Source organism: Nodularia sp. UHCC 0506 (genome assembly GCF_034931045.1).
In the GTDB taxonomy this organism is placed as follows: Bacteria; Cyanobacteriota; Cyanobacteriia; order Cyanobacteriales; family Nostocaceae; genus Nodularia.
The window spans coordinates 65136-85298 of record NZ_JAYGHH010000015.1 but is presented as its reverse complement, the minus strand read 5'-3'; the positions used below and the strand labels follow the sequence as shown (position 1 = coordinate 85298).

Here is a 20163-nt window from a genome sequence, read left to right as displayed (position 1 = left end):
TTAGAGAAAATGCCCTTGCCCTATTTTTTTGTAAACTTCACGAATGATGTTATAGTCAGCATCGTTAGCTGGCACAAATCTTGAACCTTGATAAGATTGGTTGACTGTGGTTAGCAGCAGACTATCAAGTAGTTTATCGTGATTTTCCAGCATACGCGATCGCACATTTTCTATAAAACTAGGTGCTAATTGGTTATTCATCACAAATACATCACTAGGGAGCAATTCTCCTTGAGCAATGATCGAAAAATCTTTCTCCGATAAACCTTCAGATTCTAAGAGTATTTTGTATGTATCCCATGCAATTGTCCAGGCATCCACTTCACCTTTTTTAAGAGCTTGTATTCCCTGATTACCTAACATAATCATCTTGACATCATTATAGGGATCTAATCCAGCATCCATCAGCATCTTTGTCGGAGCCAAATGTCCAGAAGTTGAACCTATTTTTCCCATGCCAATTGTTTTGCCTTTGAGTTGTGCTAAGGATTTAATTTTGCTATCAGCGCGGACAAGAATTATCGGATAATAATTATGCCGTTGGATAGAAATAATCGGAATAGCCTTAGCACGAGAATGAAAAATTACATATTCTGAGGGCCCAGCTAAAACAATGTTTACCTGACCTAATTGCAATGCTGGTGCTGCTGCTGTCCGATTTTCGACGGGAAAAAACTCAATTGGTATGCCTAATACTTGTTCTAAGGTAGTACGAAAGGCTCCATAGTCCCTCTGTAAGTTCTCCATGCCCACAGCATCCGCAACTGCAAATTTGAGATGATTAGATGTAGAATTGTTTGAATTATAGGAACTGCTTTCGACAGGGTTAACACCTACTGCACAACCGCCAATAGACCAGATAAAATTACAAATTAATTTACGTCTTTTCATAAATTTTAGTAATTTTAATAATTGTGCTTTGGGCGCATTTTTATAAATATCACTTCCATCGTATGATTTTTTATTTATATTTTCTACTGTAAAAATACTGAGACAATTTAACTTTCTCAGAGAATTTCAGAGGAAAATATTATTTTTTAGAAGATTTGACCAAGGTTAAGAACAGGTTATGAAATAAACAAGAAAATAGCCAAAACATTGCTGTGGGATGATGATTACACCATATACCGATCATCCTTCCGAAATGGCAATATTGATCAACCTAAAAAATCATGATTTTTCACTAGCAGCTAATTCTCTCGGTTCATAGTAACGGCAAGTCTGACAGGGACCACTGGGGTTAACAGCACAGCGTATATAGCCAGACCGAGCATTAAATTTGCAACTGATATCACCAATGAGATAACCTACACCTTCTAAATAATAGCGATCGCCTTCGGTGGGTCTGATTAAATCTCTTGTCCGTCTACCTGAAAAATTTGTGGCTACTTGTCTCATCCGCAGACGTGACCGCGAATGGGTTTTACGGATTACCCACAGAGAAAATAAAGACGGTAATAAACCAACGGTAATCACTAAAAGTGTCTTCAACACCTGAACTCTACCTCTTTGACGCTGATTACTATTTACTGATGTTACACAGCATTTCCCCACGGGGAAAATTGTTCGTAGATTTTAATGACAGACTGGCATCTGGTAACTTTGAGAAAGAGGAACTCAAGAACTTCTATCAGCTTAACTATTGCAAACTAACTGATAAAGTATTTTCAGGTGCTAATTGACAAGTCAGCACCAGCGATCGCAGGAGGCGAAAAATGGCTTTAGCTGAGTTAAGAATTGTGTTGGTGGAACCGGCGGGACCGATGAATGTCGGGTCAATCGCTAGGGCCATGAAAAATTTTGGTTTACATAATTTAGTATTAGTTAATCCCCAATGTGATCCGGTGGCGGAAGAAGCCTTGAAAATGGCAGTTCATGCCAAAGAAATTTTAAAATCGGCGGTATTGGTGAAAACATTACCAGAAGCATTACAAGGGTGTGTCCGCGCGATCGCCACTACAGCTCGTGTGCGTGATTGGCAAACACCTTTAGAAAGCCCCCGCACTGCCCTACCTTGGTTACTAGAGTTACCAGAGTCACCGGCCGCCCTGATTTTTGGCAGAGAAGACCGGGGTTTAAGTAATGAAGAATTAAATTATGCCCAGCGATTTGTTCGCATTCCCACCAGTGACAATTACGCATCCCTGAATTTAGCTTCAGCCGTAGCTATCTGCTGTTATGAACTGGCACAATATACAGCACCACCAACAACGCCACCCCCCAGTCAAACTGAACTAGCATCTTTAGATATTCTGGAAACTTACTACCAGCAATTAGAATCTTTACTACTAGATATTGGTTATTTACATCCACATACAGCCTTGACTCGTATGGCTAAATTTCGACAATTGTATAATCGCGCTCACCTGCAAACAAAGGAAGTAGCTATGCTGCGAGGCATTGTCAGACAAATAGAGTGGGCGCTTAAAAATCAAGGTAATCATCAAAACTTGTAATTTATCGTTAATATGTACGAAATTAACCCCCCAAAAATAGTTAATATGCCTTAAACTAAACACAAAAAGGCTACTGAGTGAGTTTTGGGTCGGGAGTCTGCTGGAACACATTCGAGTGGGTCACAAGGAGTAACAGTGTCAGAATCAAGTGACAAACTAAAAAATTTTTCGCGGCGTGAACCCACAAACCGTCGTCCGCGTCAAAGTAAAGGCCAAAAAGTGGGCAAGAAAAAAGTTAAAGTACCCAATCAGTCCCAGCGTCCTACCAAACCAGAAGTAGCTTTAACGCGGGTTAATCATCATCTGATTCCTCCTATGCCTACTGGGGTCAGGAGGTCAAAACCAAGGCTAGTCATGCCAGCAGCCGTGAAACCCATTGGGTATATGAATGCGACAATCCCAACCTTTAATCCCAACACAGTCAAATACAGGACTGTGCGGGTACAGAAGCAAGCAATGCCAAAAGTTGGTAGACGAATGTCGCGCAAAACTCGGTTAAAGCCAATGGCTAGAACCATGTTATATGCTCTACGTTTATTGATTGTGGGAATTGGTCTGGGTGCGATTGTGGGAACAATTTTATCAGTCTTCGACCCTGCGACTCGGATACCCAGCAATTCGGCGGTATCATCCCAGAATGGGGGAACTAATCAACAAAATATCCCCAATCCATCTGCCGGTTTATACTTGTCCCAGGAAATTGCCCCCTTGAAAGTTGCCGTACAAAATTTAGCCGCGGCCAACCCCAATCTGACACCTGGCGTTTTCTTTTTAGATTTAGAAACTGGTGGCTATGTAGATGTGAATAGCACCGTCAGTTTCTCTGCGGCTAGTACAATCAAAGTGCCAATTCTGATCGCCTTTTTCCAAGATGTGGATGCTGGTAAAATCCGCCTGGATGAAATGCTGACGATGGAACAAGATATGGTGGCTAGTGGTTCGGGAAATCTGCAATACCAAAAGGTGGGAACCCAGTACACCGCCCTGGAAATTGCGACTCTCATGAGTACAGCCAGCGATAACACAGCCACTAATATGGTGATTGCCCGATTAGGAGGGATGGAAGTGCTAAATCAGCGTTTTCAAAGCTGGGGATTGTCAGCTACAGCAATTCGTAATCCCCTGCCAGATTTAGCCGGAACCAACACCACCAGCCCCAGGGAATTGGGGACTTTGATGGCTATGCTCAATCAGGGAAATTTAGTGAGTATGCGATCGCGGGATCTGATCCTTGATATTATGCGCCGTACAGAGCGAGATCATCTCCTACCTTCTGGCTTAGGTACTGGCGCAAGAATAAACCATAAAACAGGCGATATTGCCACTATGTTGGGTGACGTGGGTTTGATTGATATTCCCACCGGCAAGCGCTACATCGCGGCTGTCATGGTACAACGCCCCAACAATGATCCTATGGCCGAAAAACTAATTAGCTCAATTTCTCAGGCTGCTTACCAACAATTTAGCCAGAATGCTCCACCCAATCCAGTGATGAATCCCGCAGCACCTAATAACTTGGGTAACACTATCATCCCCAATAGTACTCCAGCCCCATTCTCAACCCCAGAAAATTTTCCCTCAAGATAAGTTGTTCAGAAAATTTGGGGATACCTGTTACCTCTATTCCCTATTCCCTACCTCCATGACAAAACTTTTATGCCTAACAGCACGCTACGCGAACAGCAAACCTGATCTAAGAAAGTTGTGAAAGTAAGTAGGCGTAAAACGCCAAAAGCTTCTAAGCTAATTGCAGATATTTGACATGACTGCAATCAGGATTAGGAGTAGCTGCTATGCCGACAATTCATTTAGTGGATGGTGAAAAGGGTGGAGTAGGAAAATCTTTACTCACCAGGACAATGATTCAATATTGTCTAGATAAAAGAATACCGTTTGTACCCGTGGAAACTGATAGGTCTAATCCTGATGTAGCTGGTGTGTATAAAGGAATATGCCAGTATGCAGTATTTACTGAAGATGAACGCCACGCTGATAAAGCTGATAAAATCTTCGAGATGGCTATGTCTAAGCCAGTAATTGTGAATTTAGCTGCTCAATCCCATCGAGCTGTTAAAGGCTGGATTGAGAGAAATTTATTAATTGAATTAGGGCGTTGTGAGGGAGTGAGTTTTTGCAAGTGGTTTGTATCCACTGGCGGATATGACAGCCTAAATCTGTTTGTTCAGTCAGTCAATAGCTACGGTGATCATATTCCTCATATTTTAGTCAGAAATTTAGGGCTATGCGATAATTGGGAACACGTTGATTCTGATCCTAATATTCAAAATTTAGTCACACAACACAACATAAAAGTTGTTGATTTTCCCAAACTGGCATATAAAGAGAGAAATATCATTGACCAACATCGTCTAACTTTTGCGGAAGCACGAGAGTATAAAGAATTTGGAATGCTGGGTAAACAAAGAGTTGTACAATTTCTCAAACTTGCTTATTCTTCTTTTGAAAAAGTAGGGATTTGGCATGAAGAAGTTAAATAGAAAAGCACTGTAACTGTTTTTATTCCCAAGTTGCAGCATCTTTTAATACAGCCGGAATTTCCCCTTGTGATAGGGGAAACTCCAACAAAGTTTCTTTATAACCCAAATACCCAGACTCAGCGAAAGACAGCAGCATTCTTCCCAGCGCCAGCCATACCTCTGGTTCATATTCCCAATCACGATAACGGGAAGCTCGACCAGCAATTGAACGTAGCGCCCAAAAATATGAATTCCTCACCACAGACCCACCTTTTTTAAACGCTGGTAAGTCCTCATGGTTAAGAAAAAGGATTGTATCTTCAATTCTGGCTCTCATTCCGCCATTATAATTCATTGGGGTAAATTAACGGCATCCCGATTTTACAGGAGAGAGAGGACTGAAGTCCTCACTACGAACCATTACAAATTTGAGGTTAAACCCACACGGAAAGTTAAGCCAGGACTGTAGATGCGATTCACTCGTTCATATTGCTCACCGAGTAAATTTTCTACATAAACCGTCAGTCCCAAGTTACGTGTTACAGGAATCCGACCACTCAAATCTAAATTTAAGAAAGCAGGCGCAAAATTTCGGCTCGTTTCACCAGGAACATTAAAAAAGGCTCGGCGAGTTCCACTGTTATAGGTAACATACAAATTAGCGTTCCAGCCGGAATTTTGATAACCTACACCAGCTTGAGCGACAGAATAAGGAATAAAACCTAATTGTAACCCTGCTTCTGTGCCTGTTTTAATTTGAGCATCTGTATAAGTATAGTTAAGAAACGTTGACCAGCCCTTAGCAATCTGGAATCGGAATGCGGCTTCTAAACCATTAGTATTTACTAAACCAATATTTTCCCATCTGCCGGCAATGATTCCCAGGCGATTATCTAAACTACTGCCAAAATAAGTAAACTGTCCAATTAAATTATTTGTCAGTTTAACATCCACTCCCGCAGTCCAAGATGAACCTGTTTCTGGTATTAAATCAGGGTTTTGTTCCCAACCGTGAACGGTATCATAAACATATAATTGGTCTAACCCAGGATTACGCTGTCCCCCAGCCCAACTTCCCCGCATGGCTACGCTTGGTGAAAGGGCATAACGTATGCCAGCGCTAGGGTTGAGATAATTACCAAACTCTCCATCAAAGCTTTGTCTTAAGCCTAAATTAACCTGGAAATTATCACTAATATTTAAAGTATTTACAGCAAACAATGCTGTATTTAACACGCTTCTATTTTCCGTGCCGTTATTGGCAATTCTATCAGGTCTGGTACTAAAAGTATCACCATTTAAGTTAGTGTTCTTCAAATCTAATCCCCAGCGTAATTGATTACTGGGGGTTAATTTCCAAGTATGATCTACTCTGGCTGTCAGCTGTTGTGTATCTAAAACACCTGTGCGGTTAAATTCTTGCCCAGCAAATACCGTAGGTCCATAAGTGCTGAAGTAATTTTTGTTGTAACCGAGTGTAGTGGTGAGATTAGAACTTTCTCCTTCGCCCAAGCGAGTTTTCCAAGATAAGCCCACATTTAAGCTATCGTGGTCTAATCTATCTCTTTGCAGAGGAAAACCAAAATAAACTAAGCCACGACGACTGCTGAGGGTTGTAACATCAAAATCTAAAGAGTTTTTACTATCTAAATCTAGAGCAATACTACCAAAGTAAGTACTTGTAGCTGTGTCTGCATTCGATAAGAATCCTTGAGCATCACGATTGGCTGCACCAACGGGAACACGATAACGATTATCTATAAAGTATCTTTCAAAGCTGAAATTATACCGAGCATCACCAACTGCTCCACCATAGCTTACCTGTTGATTATTTAAATTTAATGAGCCAAATTCCGTACTACCAGTGAATCTCGGTTGACCATAACCTTCTTTGGTAATGATATTCACTACACCGCCAAAGGCTGATGAACCATACAAAGCGGAGGTAACACCACTATATAGTTCTACTCGTTCAATAGCCTCTACAGGAATACTATTTAAATCGGTTCCACCATGATAGGTATTGACATTATTATTAATTGGTCTGCCATTAATTAAAAATACAGACTGTTCAATTGAAGCTCCCCGATAGTATGTACCTGTGTGAATATCTGCACCATGTCCGACATTATTGATGGTGAAACCAGGCATTCTTTTTAATACATCTGCTACACTTGTAGCACCCTGTTGTTGAATTTCTTCTTTATCGATGACATAAACAGGGGTAGACTCAGGTAAAGGGTCTTGTTCACCGATTACTTCTATAGAAATATCTGCATCTTCGTTGGGAATGGATTCTAGTTCTGGCTGAGTTTCCGGTGTGACTTCAATCGGTATAGATTCTTGAGTTAATAATTCCGCCTTAGTAACAGGCGATTCAATTTCACTTAAATTCAAAATAGTTGAATTTACCTGTTCTGCATCAGTAGCAAGAGCCGGTAAAGCTATGAATAAATTTGGTAAAGCAACTGGTAGGAAAAAAAAATACTTTCTCACTTGGTGTTCTTACGTTAAGTAAAAATTACTAAGCAGTATTTTTGCTCCTACAGTAAAATGATGTCAAAAGACATCTTGTCATAGTTCCTGTTATGGCACAGTGCTGTGTAGAAACCGAGTAGGGGCGGGTTTATTAAAATTATTGTTGGTAATTGAGCGTATCTGTGATGTTTGGCATAGCTATACCCGCCCCTACTTCAAGGCTTTCAGGAATCAACAATGTTCCAACATCCTGAGTGGTTGCTATATTACCTGCTCCCTGCTGTTTCTTCCTCTCATTAGCCAATTCCTAACCTTCCTGCCACACCAGGAGTTAAAGGTAAGAGAGTGGTAATCATTAAAAACAGCGCCAATAAACCTAAAGCGGCTCTAGCATCATCTGGTTCGCTGATTTCATTTAAAGTAGGACGTTCTAAATCTCTTTGTAAAAAGAAAATCACCACCGCCCAATAAATAGCCAGGGAATTACCCAGGGAAATTAGCCCCAGTAAGATTAAAGTTGCCGCAGTTGCTCGTCCTGCGGTTTTGCGGCCATAAATTGCTTGTACAATTCGACCACCATCTAATTGTCCGGCTGGCATTAAATTTAAAGCATTAATTACTAAACCTAGCCAACCAATTACTACTAGAGGATGGACACTGACAACGGATGCTTGTAAAGCTGAACCGAGAACAACCCGCGCCAAGCTACCAACTAAAATTGAACCTTGGAAAAATTGATTGGGTAATTGAAATAAACTACCTGGGTGAGAAAGTAGCAAACCAACAATTAACATTAACAAAGAAAGAATACCACCTGCTGCTGGCCCGGACAAAGCAATATCAAATAGTATTTTACGATTGGGCAACAGAGACTCAAAGCGAGTAATTGCTCCAAATGAACCGATTTGTACAGCCGGTAAAAAGAAAGGCCAGCTGAGGCGGATTTGGTGACGACGAGCCAGCAACCAATGTCCAATTTCATGAGTTGCCAAAATTGCAAATATCCCAGTAGCTATGGGTATAGCAGATGTAAATCGTTCTGGATTGGCAAATAAGTCAAAATTCAACAATAATCCCCCAGTTTCTAAACAAGTGGCGATTGTTGCTATCAACAGAATCACCGCAAAGGATTTTTGCTGTAATGTCATCGGACGTGGATCATTACGACTAGGTAAAACTATCACTACAGGTTTACCTTCTGTACTATCCACTAAAAACAGTCGATATTTATCACCTAATTTTTTTTGCAAACTAGCAGTTAGGCGATTGTGAATCTCTTCTGGTTCGCCACGCATATTACCTTTAAAAATCGCCCCTTCTTGATAGGAGATAGTTTCTGTGGCAAAAAACGTATCAATCCCGAAAATGCCTTTAATGGCGTTTAAGTCTTCTTCAGGAATTGGCAATGCTTCAACTTTCAGTTCTGCCAATACGACTTGGGGTGTATTGTCTGCTGTTTGTGAAGAATCAGCAGATAGCCTTTCTGTTGCTTTTTGCTGAATAATTGCATCTTGTCCGGCGGCGCGTAATTGTCTGCCTAAAAAGATGTACAAAGCAGCAGATGTCACTACTAAAATCAATATACCAAGTATGTTGATGTAAATCCCGGCGGCAAATAAACCAAAGAACAGCAGCCAGGGAGTCATTAATACCACCGACTGTAACCAGGCTAAGATTCCCAGTTTCCCAAAAGGTCTAGCGCGATAAAAGCCCCAACCTAAAATACCCAAAGCAATTAACAAAATTGTCCCAATGATGGGAGTCTCTGACGAGGTAAACATTTCTAAACCCTTCGCTGTGAAAAACCAAGCCCGAATTAGTCAGGTGTTACAGATATTATAAGAAAAATGCTGAAAACCCCTAATAAATAGGAACACAGTCATCCTTTGACATATTACTCTGATTCTCCGTGCCTCTGCGTCTCTGCGTGAGGTAAAGCTATAAAATCAAATAAATAATGCGCCATTTGCAACTTAGAACAAGATGGAATTTCTACTTGATTTCCTTGTTTATCTAAAATTATCGCCTGATTATTGTCGCTACCAAAACCACTATCAGGTGCATCAATGGGATTAGCAATAATCATATCCAAATTTTTATTTTGCAACTTAGCCATAGCTGGGGTGATAATATCCCCTGTTTGTGCAGCAAACCCAATTAACAGCTGATGGGGTTGTTTGAGTTGTGCTAATTGGGCAATAATATCTGGTACTGGTTCTAAGGGTAAAGATTGGGGAAGCGATCGCTTGGGTAATTTTTCTGTACTATAGTCTCTAGGCTTCACATCTGCCACAGCCGCAGACATAATAATCACATCAGCGTTATGTAAGTATGAGTGCATTTCCTGCTGCATTTGGACGGCACTAACGACAGGTATAGCTTGTACTCCTAATGGTACATTCCAAGAGGCTGGACTATGTACTAGTGTCACATTTGCGCCTCGATGCAATGCGGCTTGGGCTAAAGCTAATCCCATTTTCCCAGTCGCTGGATTACCAATAAACCGCACTGGATCAAAATATTCTCTGGTTCCCCCAGCACTAATTAATACCCCCTTACCAGTTAAATCTCGTTTACCGCCAGTGTGTAAAAGTGATTGAATATAAGTTAAGATTTCCAGGGGTTCTGCCATTCTTCCTGCACCGATGCGATCGCACGCCAATAACCCCGATGCTGTACTCATACCATGATATCTGCTATCTGTTAACAGTTGTCGCCAATTACGCTGCACGGCTAACTGTTCCCACATATCTGTATTCATAGCTGGTGCTAACAACACAGGACAAGTAGAAGCCAGCACCGTATTTGTTAGTAAATTATCAGCCAGACCACAAGCTAACTTCGCTAATGTATTAGCCGTCAAAGGGGCAATTACTAACAAATCAGCCCATTCACCCAACTCAATATGTAAGGGACGTGAATGACTTGCTTGCCAAAAATCACCATCTGTGTATGCACAATGGCGAGAGAGGGTAGCTAAAGTTAAAGGCGTGATAAATTGTTGTGCTGCTGGGGTGAGAATGACGCGAATTTCTACCCCAGTTTGAAACAGCGTGGAAACTAATTCACAAACTTTGTAGGCAGCTATACCACCACCTACAGCAATGATCACCCTTTTTGTTCGGTTTGGGGTTTGGGGTTGGAGATGCAACATAGTCAAAAATTAGGAGTAAGTAGTCAAAGATAATAACTCTTAACTCCTAATGTGAAAATTGTTATGCTTCGTCGTAGGCTTCTAAATCCAAGAGATAGATATAGGGTTCCACTAACTCAGGACGTTGAAAAGCGATCGCACGTAACAGATGCCAATCATTTAAACCCTCAAAAGCATTGCCATAGTCATCTTTTTCCAGACGATTAGCCAACTCTTGAACATCTGCCGTAGTCATAGCAGAAATGTCTTTCTTAGAAATGCTTAAAGTTGTCATAATCCTTGCCCCTCCCTTATGCAGAATTCTCACCCAGCACGATTTGAGTTGCGCTTGACGCTGCCACCCAATCTATCTTACTCATTAGACGGCGCACATTTCCGAAAAACTTGGTTTTTTTTTACCATATTTTGCAAAACATTTGTATTTCCGAAAAAAGAGGAAAGGAAGCAGGGACAGGAAAAAAGCCATAAAAAAGCCTTTTATCAGGTGCTGTCCTAGACAATGAGATTTATCACAAAATTGCGTAATACAGCTAACATTTCTGGTCGAATTTCATGCCCCGTATTAAATTCATGATAATCTACTGCAATTCCCAAAGATTCTGCTGCTTCCCGTGCTTTTAAAGCAGCTGTGAGTGGTACAACTTCATCGTATCTACCATGCATAATTACAGTCGGAGGAAAATCACCTTTAGCTGTTGTGACTATATCAGGATGCAAATATCCACTCATCACAACTAATCCGGCTAGAGGCAATTTTAACCCCACATCCAAAGTCATCGCCCCACCTTGAGAAAATCCACTCAAAATAGTCCGCGATAACGGCACACCAGTACTACTCTCCAAAGATTGCAACCAATCGATTAACAATTGCCGACTTTCTGCCAAACCTTCATACATATTTTCCATTCTCAGGTCATACCATGCCCTACCTGTAGGGGAATGGGGAAAAGGAAAAGGTGCATTGGGAAATAAAAACTGGTAATTAGGTAAATTGAAAAATGGTGATAAAGATGCGGCATCTTCAGCATTAGACCCCCAACCATGTAAGCAGACAATTAAACCTGCGGGTGTTTGAGAACTATTAGGGGGAAGGGAAATAAATTGTAACGACAGGGTTCTACTCCTAAAATTATGCTCTTTGAGTAGATTTTACCTCTACAAACCAACCTAAATTTTTCTTTGTGTTTTTGTGTCTGGGCATGAAATATTACGTCTGACATCACCCTTACATACAACGTCTCTATATTTTTGTGACAAAATGTCTAATTAACTACCAAGCTACTAACCAAAGTTGGAAACTAAGCTTTGCCAGTAAAATTCCTACACACAGTGCGTCATCACTATCATCGTACAACCATAACATTCCATAAATAACTTTAAATACAAGAAAAATTACTATCTAGGTTTTGTTGCTTTTACACAAGAATTCTGATTTAATAGAAATCGCTGTCAAGTATATAGTGGAAATTAATTTATAAAAATTCTCAATAATATGATGATTTAAAAAATTGCGATAACACCACAAAATTAATGATTTTCACAAATTGGTCAAAATATCACACTTGTAATCTAATTGTGTGATTATGCCAGTTTATCCGTTCAGGGAAATCTATTTAAGAAATAGACATAGTTTTTGTTTTATTGGAGAAAAGTATGAAGCGTCGCCAATTTGTTTATTTAGTCGGAATAGCCACTGCTAGCGGCGGATTAGCCGTTGCTTGTGATGCTGGCTCTAATCAAGTCCCTACAGATCTAGAACAAAGCACCACAGAGACAAATGTAGAACAAGCCACAGCAGAGTTGGAAAAAGAGTTAGTAATTTACTCCGGACGTAATGAGAAATTAATTGGTGAACTAATTAAGCAGTTTGAAGGACAAACTAATGCTAAAATTCAAGTCCGTTATGGTGATACGGCAGAATTAGCAGCCGCAATTTTAGAAGAAGGTGCAAATAGTCCCGCAGATGTGTTTTTTGGCCAAGATGCTGGCGCTCTCGGAGCTTTGCAAAAAGTAGGTAGAACCGTAGCCTTACCAACCGCGCTGCTGAATAAGGTAGATAGTGCGTACCGTTCACCAGAGGGTAAATGGGTAGGTGTTACAGGTAGAGTGCGGACAGTAGATTACAACACGAACTTAGTCAAGGTGGAGGAATTACCATCATCTATTTTTGGTTTTACTGAACCACAATGGCAAGGTAAAATTGGCTGGGCCCCAACCAATGGCTCGTTTCAATCCTTTGTCACAGCCTTAAGAGTTGTTGAGGGAGAAGACAAAGCGAAGGAATGGTTAGAAGGTATTAAAGCTAATAATCCCAAGGTCTATCCTAACAACACATCAATAGTAGAAGCTTTAAGCCGTGGTGAGATAGCTGTAGGATTTGTTAATCATTACTATCTGGAACGAATCAAACAAAATAATCCTGAAGTTCCAGTGGCACATCATTTCACTGAAGATGTTGGATCTTTAGTCAATGTCGCAGGTGTAGCAATTCTCGACAGTGCCAAGAATCCAAATATTGCTCAGAGATTTACTGAATTTCTGCTCAATGAAGAGGCTCAAAATTACTTTGCTAATGAAACCTTTGAGTATCCTTTAGCTTCTGGAGTTGCTCCCAAAGGAAATTTGGAATCACTCAGCAAAATTCGTAAACAAGACAAACAAATTGATTTGAGTAACCTCGATGATTTGGATAATACACTGAAATTATTGCAGGAAGTCGCAATCATTTAAGCTGTTATGAACACTATGTAGTAGATAGTGTAGGTACAACTTCAAAAACTGGAAAAGTTTGAGAAGTTTTCTTGCTTACTAATAATACTTAGTGGTAACAATTAAAGATAGCAAAAATGTTGAAATCATCGGTTCGCCCTCCATTATTTTTGATTGTAGCGGCGGCAGTAGTAGCAGTGGCTATTACTCTGCCATTAGTATACTTAGTTATCCGTGCAGTAGGTATTGGTGGAGACGAGTTCTGGGCATTAATTTCTCGTCCCCGCAATATCAGTGTTTTCTTGAATAGTGCAGCAATGGCAGCAACGGTGACTTTATTTTCCACGCTGATTGCTGTCCCATTAGCATTTTTAACTGTGCGGACAGACTTACCCGGACGTAAATTTTGGTTAGTAGCCACTACATTACCCTTAGCAGTTCCTAGCTATGTGGGCAGTTTTGCTTTAATTGCCACCTTAGCACCAAGGGGAAGTTTTTTACAGTTATTGCTCCAACCTTTGGGAGTAGAAGAGTTACCTTCAATTTATGGTTTTCCGGGGGCAGTTTTAGCCATCACCTTGTTTACTTACCCTTATCTATTACTAAGTGTCCGTTCTGGCCTACAAGGTATAGATCCTTCTATAGAAGAAGCTGGCCGCAGTTTGGGTTATAGCAGTAAGGAAACCTTTTTTAAGGTAGTTTTACCCCAATTGAAACCCTCAATGATTGCCGGGGGTTTATTGGTAGCTTTGTATTCGTTGCGGGATTTCGGCACACCGTCGCTGATGCAGTTTGATACTTTTACACGAGCAATTTTTATTCAATACAAAGCTAGTTTTAACCGTAATACAGCCGCAGTGTTATCTTTAATGTTAGTGACACTGGTACTTTTAATTTTATGGCTAGAGTATCGAGTGCGATCGCGTGCTGCATATTACAGTCGTGGTTCTGCGTCTTTGCGTCCGCCCAAAATTGTCAAATTGGGAATTTGGAAATGGCCAGCTTTAGGCTTTTGCTTACTGATTACTAGCTTCGGTGTAGTGTTACCAGTAGGAATTACCTTATTTTGGCTAATTCGGGGACTCAGTACAGGCTACAGTTTCCCCAACTTATTACCCAGTATACTCAACTCCATTTCAGCCGCAGGATTAGCGGCGATCGCAGCTACAATATTTGCCTTACCTGTAGCCATTTTATCAGTCAGATTCCCCACTAAAATCACCGCCATCATTGAGCGCTGCTCTTACATAAGTTTTGGAGTACCAGGAATTGTCGTAGCTTTATCCTTAGTCTTTTTTGGTGCTAACTACTTACCATTCCTCTATCAAACATTACCAATGCTGGTATTTGCGTATTTAGTGTTATTTCTGCCCCAATCAGTCGGAGCAATACGCACCAGCTTTTTACAAGTCAATCCCCAGTTAGAAGAATCAGCACGCAGCTTAGGCAGAAATCCTTGGCAAGCCCTTAGAGAAGTTACTTTACCCCTCGTCAGACCTGGTGTAATTAGTGGTGCCGTCTTGGTCTTTCTCACAGCTATTAAAGAATTACCTGCAACAATGCTGTTAGCACCCATAGGCTTCAACACCTTAGCAACACAAATTTGGCAAGCCACAGAAAACGTCGATTTTGCCGACGCTGCGGCTTCCTCACTAACAATGCTGCTCGTTTCTATGGGTTCCACATTATTGGTGTTATCTCAAGAAAACGTTAAAAAAGAGAAAGTCACACCTAACGCCGAAACACAACCAAAATTTTAATTTACTCATCGCCTTATTTCCCCTGTTATCTACTATGCAACAAGCAATTGTCCAATTACAGAATGTCACCAAGCAGTTTTCCCAAAATGTCGCGCCCGCCGTCGATAACATCTCCTTAATGCTGCAACAAGGGGATATATTGGGATTGCTTGGCCCATCTGGTTGCGGTAAAACTACCCTGTTGCGAATGATAGCGGGTTTTGAAAACGTGCAATCAGGAAAAATTGAAATTGGCGGTAAAATAGTTTGCCAAGGTTCTATTTCAGTCCCAGCAGAACAGCGTGACATCGGCATTGTTTTTCAAGATTACGCCCTGTTTCCCCATTTGAACGTCGCCGAAAATGTCGCCTTTGGGTTGAGACATTCCACAAAACAGCAAATCCAAAAACGTATCAGCGAAGTCATTGAATTAGTAAACCTGCAAGGCTTAGAAAAGCGTTACCCCTACGAACTCTCAGGTGGACAGCAGCAACGAGTCGCCCTCGCCCGCGCCCTAGCACCCCAACCTCAACTCATGCTTTTAGATGAACCCTTAAGCAACCTGGATATTCAAGTCAGGTTACGGTTGCGCGAAGAAATCCGAGACATATTAAAAGCGGCGGGTACTTCAGCCATTTTTGTTACCCATGACCAAGAAGAAGCATTAGCTATTTCCGATATAGTGGGTGTAATGAAGCAAGGACACTTAGAACAACTAGGCACGCCAGAAGAAATTTATACTCATCCAGCATCTAGATTTGTCGCTGAATTTGTGACTCAGGCTAACTTCCTTCCCGCCCGCCGTCAAGGTAATATTTGGGAAACCGAAGTAGGTAATTTTGAGTTACCAGTTGACGACACAAACGATATTGGCGAAATTATGATCCGCCAAGAAGGTTTAAAATTAGAGGCAGCGACGGATTCTCCTGTATTTATCCACAGTCGCAGATTTTTAGGACGCGAGTATTTATATTGTTTAAAAACTGCCTCTGGGAAAGAAATTCACGCTCGCACCATAGCGGATATTCCTCTACCTATAGGCGCACGAGTCCAAGTATCTGTCCCAGGTAATACTGTCCAGGTTTTTACCCAATAAATTTTGTAACATCAAAGGTTTGTAGTTAGGGCTTTAGCCCTACTTTGATATCTAAAGTCCTTTCTGCTACCAACAAATATTAAGCAATTTATCTGAAAGCTAACCTCTCCACCTCATCACTAAACTGCCTCCTCCTTCTTTCTTCTTCCTTCGTGTCCTTCTCCCAAGGGGAGACGCTGCGCGAACGCTTCTTCGTGGTTCATTCCCTCTTCCCCTCCTCATCTATTAAATTCTAAAACCTTACTCTTACCAGGATTCATTAACCCAAAAGGGTCAACCATCTCTTTAAACTTTAACTGCTCAGGGTCAATAACTTTTCTACCCCCATCTTCAATAATATATGTGTGGGGATTAGCAATAGATACACCCTTAGCTTCGTGATAGCGAATAATTTCATTTAGGCGTTCTTCTGTGCTGTAGCGCACAAGTTGTAAAGCACCGGGAATTACCAGACCATTGACGCGAAAAAATTCTAAATGCATCATCACTTCATCACCAAAATAATGATACATATGCTCTACCAGTTCCAAACTAGCATCAGCCGGAAACATACTTTGCAAATAAGTAATTGAAGTATCTACAGTCCGGGCGTGAAGTGTGGTGTGATTCCAAGTAAATTCTCCCAAGTTGATACTTTTTTCTGCAACTGGTTTTTGATATGTAATCTGTCCACCATATTGCTGCACTAAACCTGGTAATAACTCTAAACTGGGTTCAGCCAGCATTAACAAGACTGAGTGAGTACCTCCAGGAATATACTCTTTCAGGGGATGAAAGTATTGGGGGATGGGGGATGCAAATACTGCAATCAATTTTTTAATCATCCCGTCAGCATTACCCAGGGCTTGCCCAAACTTGGCTGCTGCCATAAAATCGTCAAAAGTGACTATAACTTCTGCCCAAGGGTAAGCTGTTCCTAAAGGAATTTCTACTTCAGTGATAATGCCGTTAATTCCCCAAGCATGAGTGACTTTATGCACATCATCGCCACGTAATTCGATCACACGGGGTTCATCTTCTAAAGTTACCACTCGCAGGGCTAATATATTACCGCGATCGCCTAATAACCCATATTGTATTGACCCAATACCACCACTGCCACCAGCAATAAATCCCCCAATTGTCGCTGTACGGTATGTTGAAGGAGCCATGCGAATTTCCCAACCGATTTCTCTCGCTTTTTTATCGATAGCAGCCAATTTCACCCCAGCTTCCACCCGCGCTACTCCTGGTTTTACCCAAGGTATCCCCTGCATCTTCGACATATCTAAAATTACACCACCATGTAAAGGCACACACTGCCCATAATTACCAGTTCCCGCACCCCTTACAGTTACAGGTATTTTGCATTGGACACAAGCAGCAGCAACCTTGATTACTTCTTGTTCATTAGCAGGACGCACGACAATATCCCCAACTTTTCCCTCCAGCTTAGATACTAAAACCGGGCTAAAGGTGTGATAATCCTGGGATAGTTTAGCCACCTGAGCAATTTCAGTTATAATTTCTACACCTTGCAAATAATTAATCAGATTATCTAATGTTTTTGTCATAATTCATATCCTGTTTTTAACACAAACAAATGCGGAGAATATATTAACTCTGCGTCCCTCTGCGTTTTAAACCTTTAGTCTTCATGCTACTTATTTAATATAAACTGGCAACGACTGAGGTGATGAATTAGTAGTCAGAATTGGCACTACAGCCAACAAAGCAACAAAACCTATCACAGCACGGCGTAAATAGGCATACCATTTAAAAAAGCTAAACACTTTTTAAATCACTCTGCTAATCTGAGTAAATTTCCCTAAAATCAATCAAGTGAGAGCGCGAGGCTACGAAGATTGGACGACAACTATCAAACTTACCTGAATCGGGTAGCAAGAATGACGCTGCCAGAAGCTTACAGATCCCAAATTCAGCATATTCAGGAATCTGCCAAGTTTCATTTGCGTTCTGGCTCCAGACAAGCCGCACCTTTTCCTGGGTATTCATTAATTACCCCACCAGCAGAAGAACAAACAGAAAACGCCACTTTCCATGCCAAATTACAATCTTACCAGCAGGAACTTTTACAGTTGCCTGTAGGCAGTGATTTGATTATTCCTGTACCCCCTGCTAGCTTTCATTTGACCTTAGCTGACTTGATTTGGGACAGTGCTTATCTTCATGCGTGTGAAAAAGACCCAGAATTTGACCAAAAATTACGTTCTTGTTGTGCTGAAATATTACAGCAGTATCAAGAATCGATGACAAACGGAACTCATCCGATTCAATGGCAAATGCTGGGATTGATAGTGATGCCGAGAGCGCTGGGTGTTTGTTTAGTCCCCCAGGATGAACGCTGTTATGAACAGGTGGTTCAATTTCGCCGTAAAATCTATCAAAATCCGAAATTAATGGCTTTGGGTATTGAACAGCATTATCACCATTTTACAGCCCACATCACATTAGGTTATTTTGGGGGGGTTTCGCCAAATTTAGACCGTACCAATCTCAGCACCATGCTTTCTCAGTTGAATCAGCAATGGCTACTGAATTCTCCCGAATTCTTAATCCACCGTGTGGAACTACGAAAATTTGATGATATGACTCACTATTACCGTGAACCAGACTGGCCGAGTTTAAATTTTTAGGGACTAAGAACTAGGGAAAATTTTTTCCTATCTTTACCACCCAATACCCCATCCCTTCCAAGAAACACATCTTGTAATCCTTTTCTAATAAGGCTTTGAGAACAAAAATCCCAATGTGTTTCTTGGGAGATAACCTGAATTTAAAACTCAATTTATCGGGTAAATCGCAAATCATCGGGCTGAACTCTACACATTAAGCCTCGTAATTCCAGCCACTGGCTTTGGTTTGGAACCACAACAAAAAATTCCTCGTCATCTCATCCCAGCCCCAACCTAACTACCAATAAAAGTCGGCGTAAATAAACAAACTACTCAAAATCCCTGAAAAGCCTCGATTGTAAGACTTTTGAGTTTTGACGAACGCCTGGCGGTACTAGTTTGGATGAATCAGAGTCATGTTCAAGCTTGTATTTATTTTTCCAGCATCTACAATCTTTACTAAAATTTTGCATCTTATCTGAAATCCTGCTAGTTCAGCTTGTATTTAATTATGTCCAGGCCTAATTGAGATAGCTAAGGCAAGTTCATACTTGCATCTTACTGTTTTTCAATTCTCAGTATTACTGATACAATTGCGAAAAACAAGTATCGTAACCTCTCAGTACCAGGGATGCACATTAAATGCGTATTAGCTGCTTTGTGACGCTATCGTTATCAGACTAAAAAAGGAAATTTCACGTGATCAAAGTTTTATTGGATACTGATGTCATATTGGAAGCTTTAATAAATCGCCAAGAATTTACAGAAGATATTAGAGATTTATTAGACAAAGTACACCCATTGATTCAGATGTACATCACAGATGTTGGCTGGCAGAAAATTTATGCCTATGCCAGATGCTTAAAGAATAGAAATATTGCTGAAATAGTAGTATATTGGTTGCAAGCAAAGATAGAAGTGTGCCAAGTTGACCATAACATTCTCCAAAACGCACGCTTATTGCCCGTGAAAGATTTTGAATCTGCTGTAGAGTTATCCTGTGCCAACTATTGGCAACTGAATGCAATTGTCACCCATAACCCAGAAGATTTTGCGGTGTCTACAAATAAGTTGTGGGTTTGGTCGATAGCAGAATTATGCTTACGTGCGAACCTAGAGGATCAATTTCAGGCAACTATATCTAATTAAATTTTACCAATTTGGCTGTAAATGCCGGATTTTAGCAAAAATCAAGAAGTAGCAATAGAACTTGTATGCCAAGTTACTATACTTATTGCATGAGCATAATTTCAAAGGATTCATATAGCAGTTATTTTTTATCTAAACCCTATTTTATTACTTTCGCTAAATAAAAATAATAACCCCTGACACAACCTTAGATGTAGATTGACGTTAGTTTTGTATCCGCATCTCTGGGAGTATTTTAGATTGATGAACCGCGCATAGCAGCGTTGCTCTAACAAAAAATAATTTCATTA

Annotated in this window: 19 protein-coding genes; 8 read left to right on the top strand and 11 right to left on the bottom strand. The window is 40.8% G+C overall.

Features of this window, described 5'->3' with window-relative positions:
• The 3 genes from VB654_RS11625 to VB654_RS11615 form a co-directional block, all read right to left on the bottom strand.
• Window positions 1-891, bottom strand: a complete 891-nt coding sequence (locus VB654_RS11625; RefSeq protein ID WP_323213916.1) for a phosphate/phosphite/phosphonate ABC transporter substrate-binding protein — start codon at window positions 889-891, stop codon at window positions 1-3.
• Between the two features lie 279 nt (window positions 892-1170).
• Entirely contained in the window at window positions 1171-1494 is a 324-nt protein-coding gene (locus VB654_RS11620) for a DUF6464 family protein (protein WP_323213915.1), read from the bottom strand.
• Between the two features lie 145 nt (window positions 1495-1639).
• Window positions 1640-1792 carry a hypothetical protein gene (locus VB654_RS11615; protein ID WP_323213935.1) on the bottom strand — a complete coding sequence of 51 codons (153 nt, stop codon included), beginning with the start codon at window positions 1790-1792 and terminating at the stop codon, window positions 1640-1642.
• Between VB654_RS11615 and VB654_RS11610 the strand changes: the two genes are divergently transcribed.
• The 3 genes from VB654_RS11610 to VB654_RS11600 all read left to right on the top strand — a co-directional run bounded on the left by VB654_RS11610 (window position 1764) and on the right by VB654_RS11600 (window position 4954).
• Window positions 1764-2456 (top strand): RNA methyltransferase, encoded by a 693-nt coding sequence (locus tag VB654_RS11610; protein ID WP_323213934.1) that lies wholly within the window; start codon window positions 1764-1766, stop codon window positions 2454-2456. The two genes, VB654_RS11615 and VB654_RS11610, sit on opposite strands and share 29 nt — an antisense overlap.
• 135 nt (window positions 2457-2591) lie before the next feature.
• On the top strand, window positions 2592-4043 hold the full coding sequence (locus tag VB654_RS11605) for a serine hydrolase (protein ID WP_323213914.1): 1452 nt from the start codon (window positions 2592-2594) through the stop codon (window positions 4041-4043).
• Between the two features lie 206 nt (window positions 4044-4249).
• The gene (locus VB654_RS11600; RefSeq protein ID WP_323213913.1) at window positions 4250-4954 is read left to right on the top strand and encodes a mobilization protein; all 705 of its coding nucleotides are present in this window, start codon (window positions 4250-4252) and stop codon (window positions 4952-4954) included.
• A 19-nt stretch (window positions 4955-4973) separates the two neighbouring features.
• Here VB654_RS11600 and VB654_RS11595 read toward each other — a convergent pair whose 3' ends face one another.
• The 7 genes from VB654_RS11595 to VB654_RS11565 all read right to left on the bottom strand — a co-directional run bounded on the left by VB654_RS11595 (window position 4974) and on the right by VB654_RS11565 (window position 11678).
• Entirely contained in the window at window positions 4974-5270 is a 297-nt protein-coding gene (locus VB654_RS11595) for a hypothetical protein (protein ID WP_323213933.1), read from the bottom strand.
• An 83-nt stretch (window positions 5271-5353) separates the two neighbouring features.
• A complete protein-coding gene (locus VB654_RS11590) occupies window positions 5354-7429 on the bottom strand; it encodes a TonB-dependent receptor (RefSeq protein ID WP_323213912.1) in 2076 nt (691 codons plus the stop codon).
• Window positions 7430-7568: 139 nt separating this feature from the next.
• Entirely contained in the window at window positions 7569-7715 is a 147-nt protein-coding gene (locus tag VB654_RS11585; RefSeq protein WP_323213911.1) for a hypothetical protein, read from the bottom strand.
• The gene (locus VB654_RS11580; RefSeq protein ID WP_323213910.1) at window positions 7708-9192 is read right to left on the bottom strand and encodes a site-2 protease family protein; all 1485 of its coding nucleotides are present in this window, start codon (window positions 9190-9192) and stop codon (window positions 7708-7710) included. Before VB654_RS11580 ends, VB654_RS11585 begins: the two co-directional genes overlap by 8 nt.
• Before the next feature lie 113 nt (window positions 9193-9305).
• A complete protein-coding gene (gene coaBC / locus VB654_RS11575; protein WP_323213909.1) occupies window positions 9306-10565 on the bottom strand; it encodes a bifunctional phosphopantothenoylcysteine decarboxylase/phosphopantothenate--cysteine ligase CoaBC in 1260 nt (419 codons plus the stop codon).
• 61 nt (window positions 10566-10626) lie between these two features.
• Entirely contained in the window at window positions 10627-10839 is a 213-nt protein-coding gene (locus VB654_RS11570) for a DUF2555 domain-containing protein (RefSeq protein WP_323213908.1), read from the bottom strand.
• Window positions 10840-11057: 218 nt separating this feature from the next.
• On the bottom strand, window positions 11058-11678 hold the full coding sequence (locus tag VB654_RS11565) for an alpha/beta hydrolase (protein ID WP_323213932.1): 621 nt from the start codon (window positions 11676-11678) through the stop codon (window positions 11058-11060).
• A 540-nt stretch (window positions 11679-12218) separates the two neighbouring features.
• Between VB654_RS11565 and VB654_RS11560 the strand changes: the two genes are divergently transcribed.
• The 3 genes from VB654_RS11560 to VB654_RS11550 all read left to right on the top strand — a co-directional run bounded on the left by VB654_RS11560 (window position 12219) and on the right by VB654_RS11550 (window position 16109).
• Window positions 12219-13295 carry an iron ABC transporter substrate-binding protein gene (locus tag VB654_RS11560; RefSeq protein ID WP_323213907.1) on the top strand — a complete coding sequence of 359 codons (1077 nt, stop codon included), beginning with the start codon at window positions 12219-12221 and terminating at the stop codon, window positions 13293-13295.
• A 116-nt stretch (window positions 13296-13411) separates the two neighbouring features.
• Window positions 13412-15034 carry an iron ABC transporter permease gene (locus VB654_RS11555; protein WP_323213906.1) on the top strand — a complete coding sequence of 541 codons (1623 nt, stop codon included), beginning with the start codon at window positions 13412-13414 and terminating at the stop codon, window positions 15032-15034.
• A gap of 34 nt (window positions 15035-15068) precedes the next feature.
• The gene (locus VB654_RS11550) at window positions 15069-16109 is read left to right on the top strand and encodes an ABC transporter ATP-binding protein (RefSeq protein WP_323213905.1); all 1041 of its coding nucleotides are present in this window, start codon (window positions 15069-15071) and stop codon (window positions 16107-16109) included.
• A 218-nt stretch (window positions 16110-16327) separates the two neighbouring features.
• Here VB654_RS11550 and VB654_RS11545 read toward each other — a convergent pair whose 3' ends face one another.
• Complete coding sequence (locus tag VB654_RS11545) at window positions 16328-17662, bottom strand: FAD-binding oxidoreductase (protein WP_323213904.1); 1335 nt, start codon at window positions 17660-17662, stop codon at window positions 16328-16330.
• Between the two features lie 291 nt (window positions 17663-17953).
• Between VB654_RS11545 and VB654_RS11540 the strand changes: the two genes are divergently transcribed.
• Window positions 17954-18745, top strand: coding sequence for a DUF1868 domain-containing protein (locus VB654_RS11540; RefSeq protein WP_323213903.1), 792 nt, complete (start codon window positions 17954-17956; stop codon window positions 18743-18745).
• A 678-nt stretch (window positions 18746-19423) separates the two neighbouring features.
• Window positions 19424-19873, top strand: coding sequence for a PIN domain-containing protein (locus tag VB654_RS11535; protein ID WP_323213902.1), 450 nt, complete (start codon window positions 19424-19426; stop codon window positions 19871-19873).
• Window positions 19874-20163: the final 290 nt, after the last annotated feature.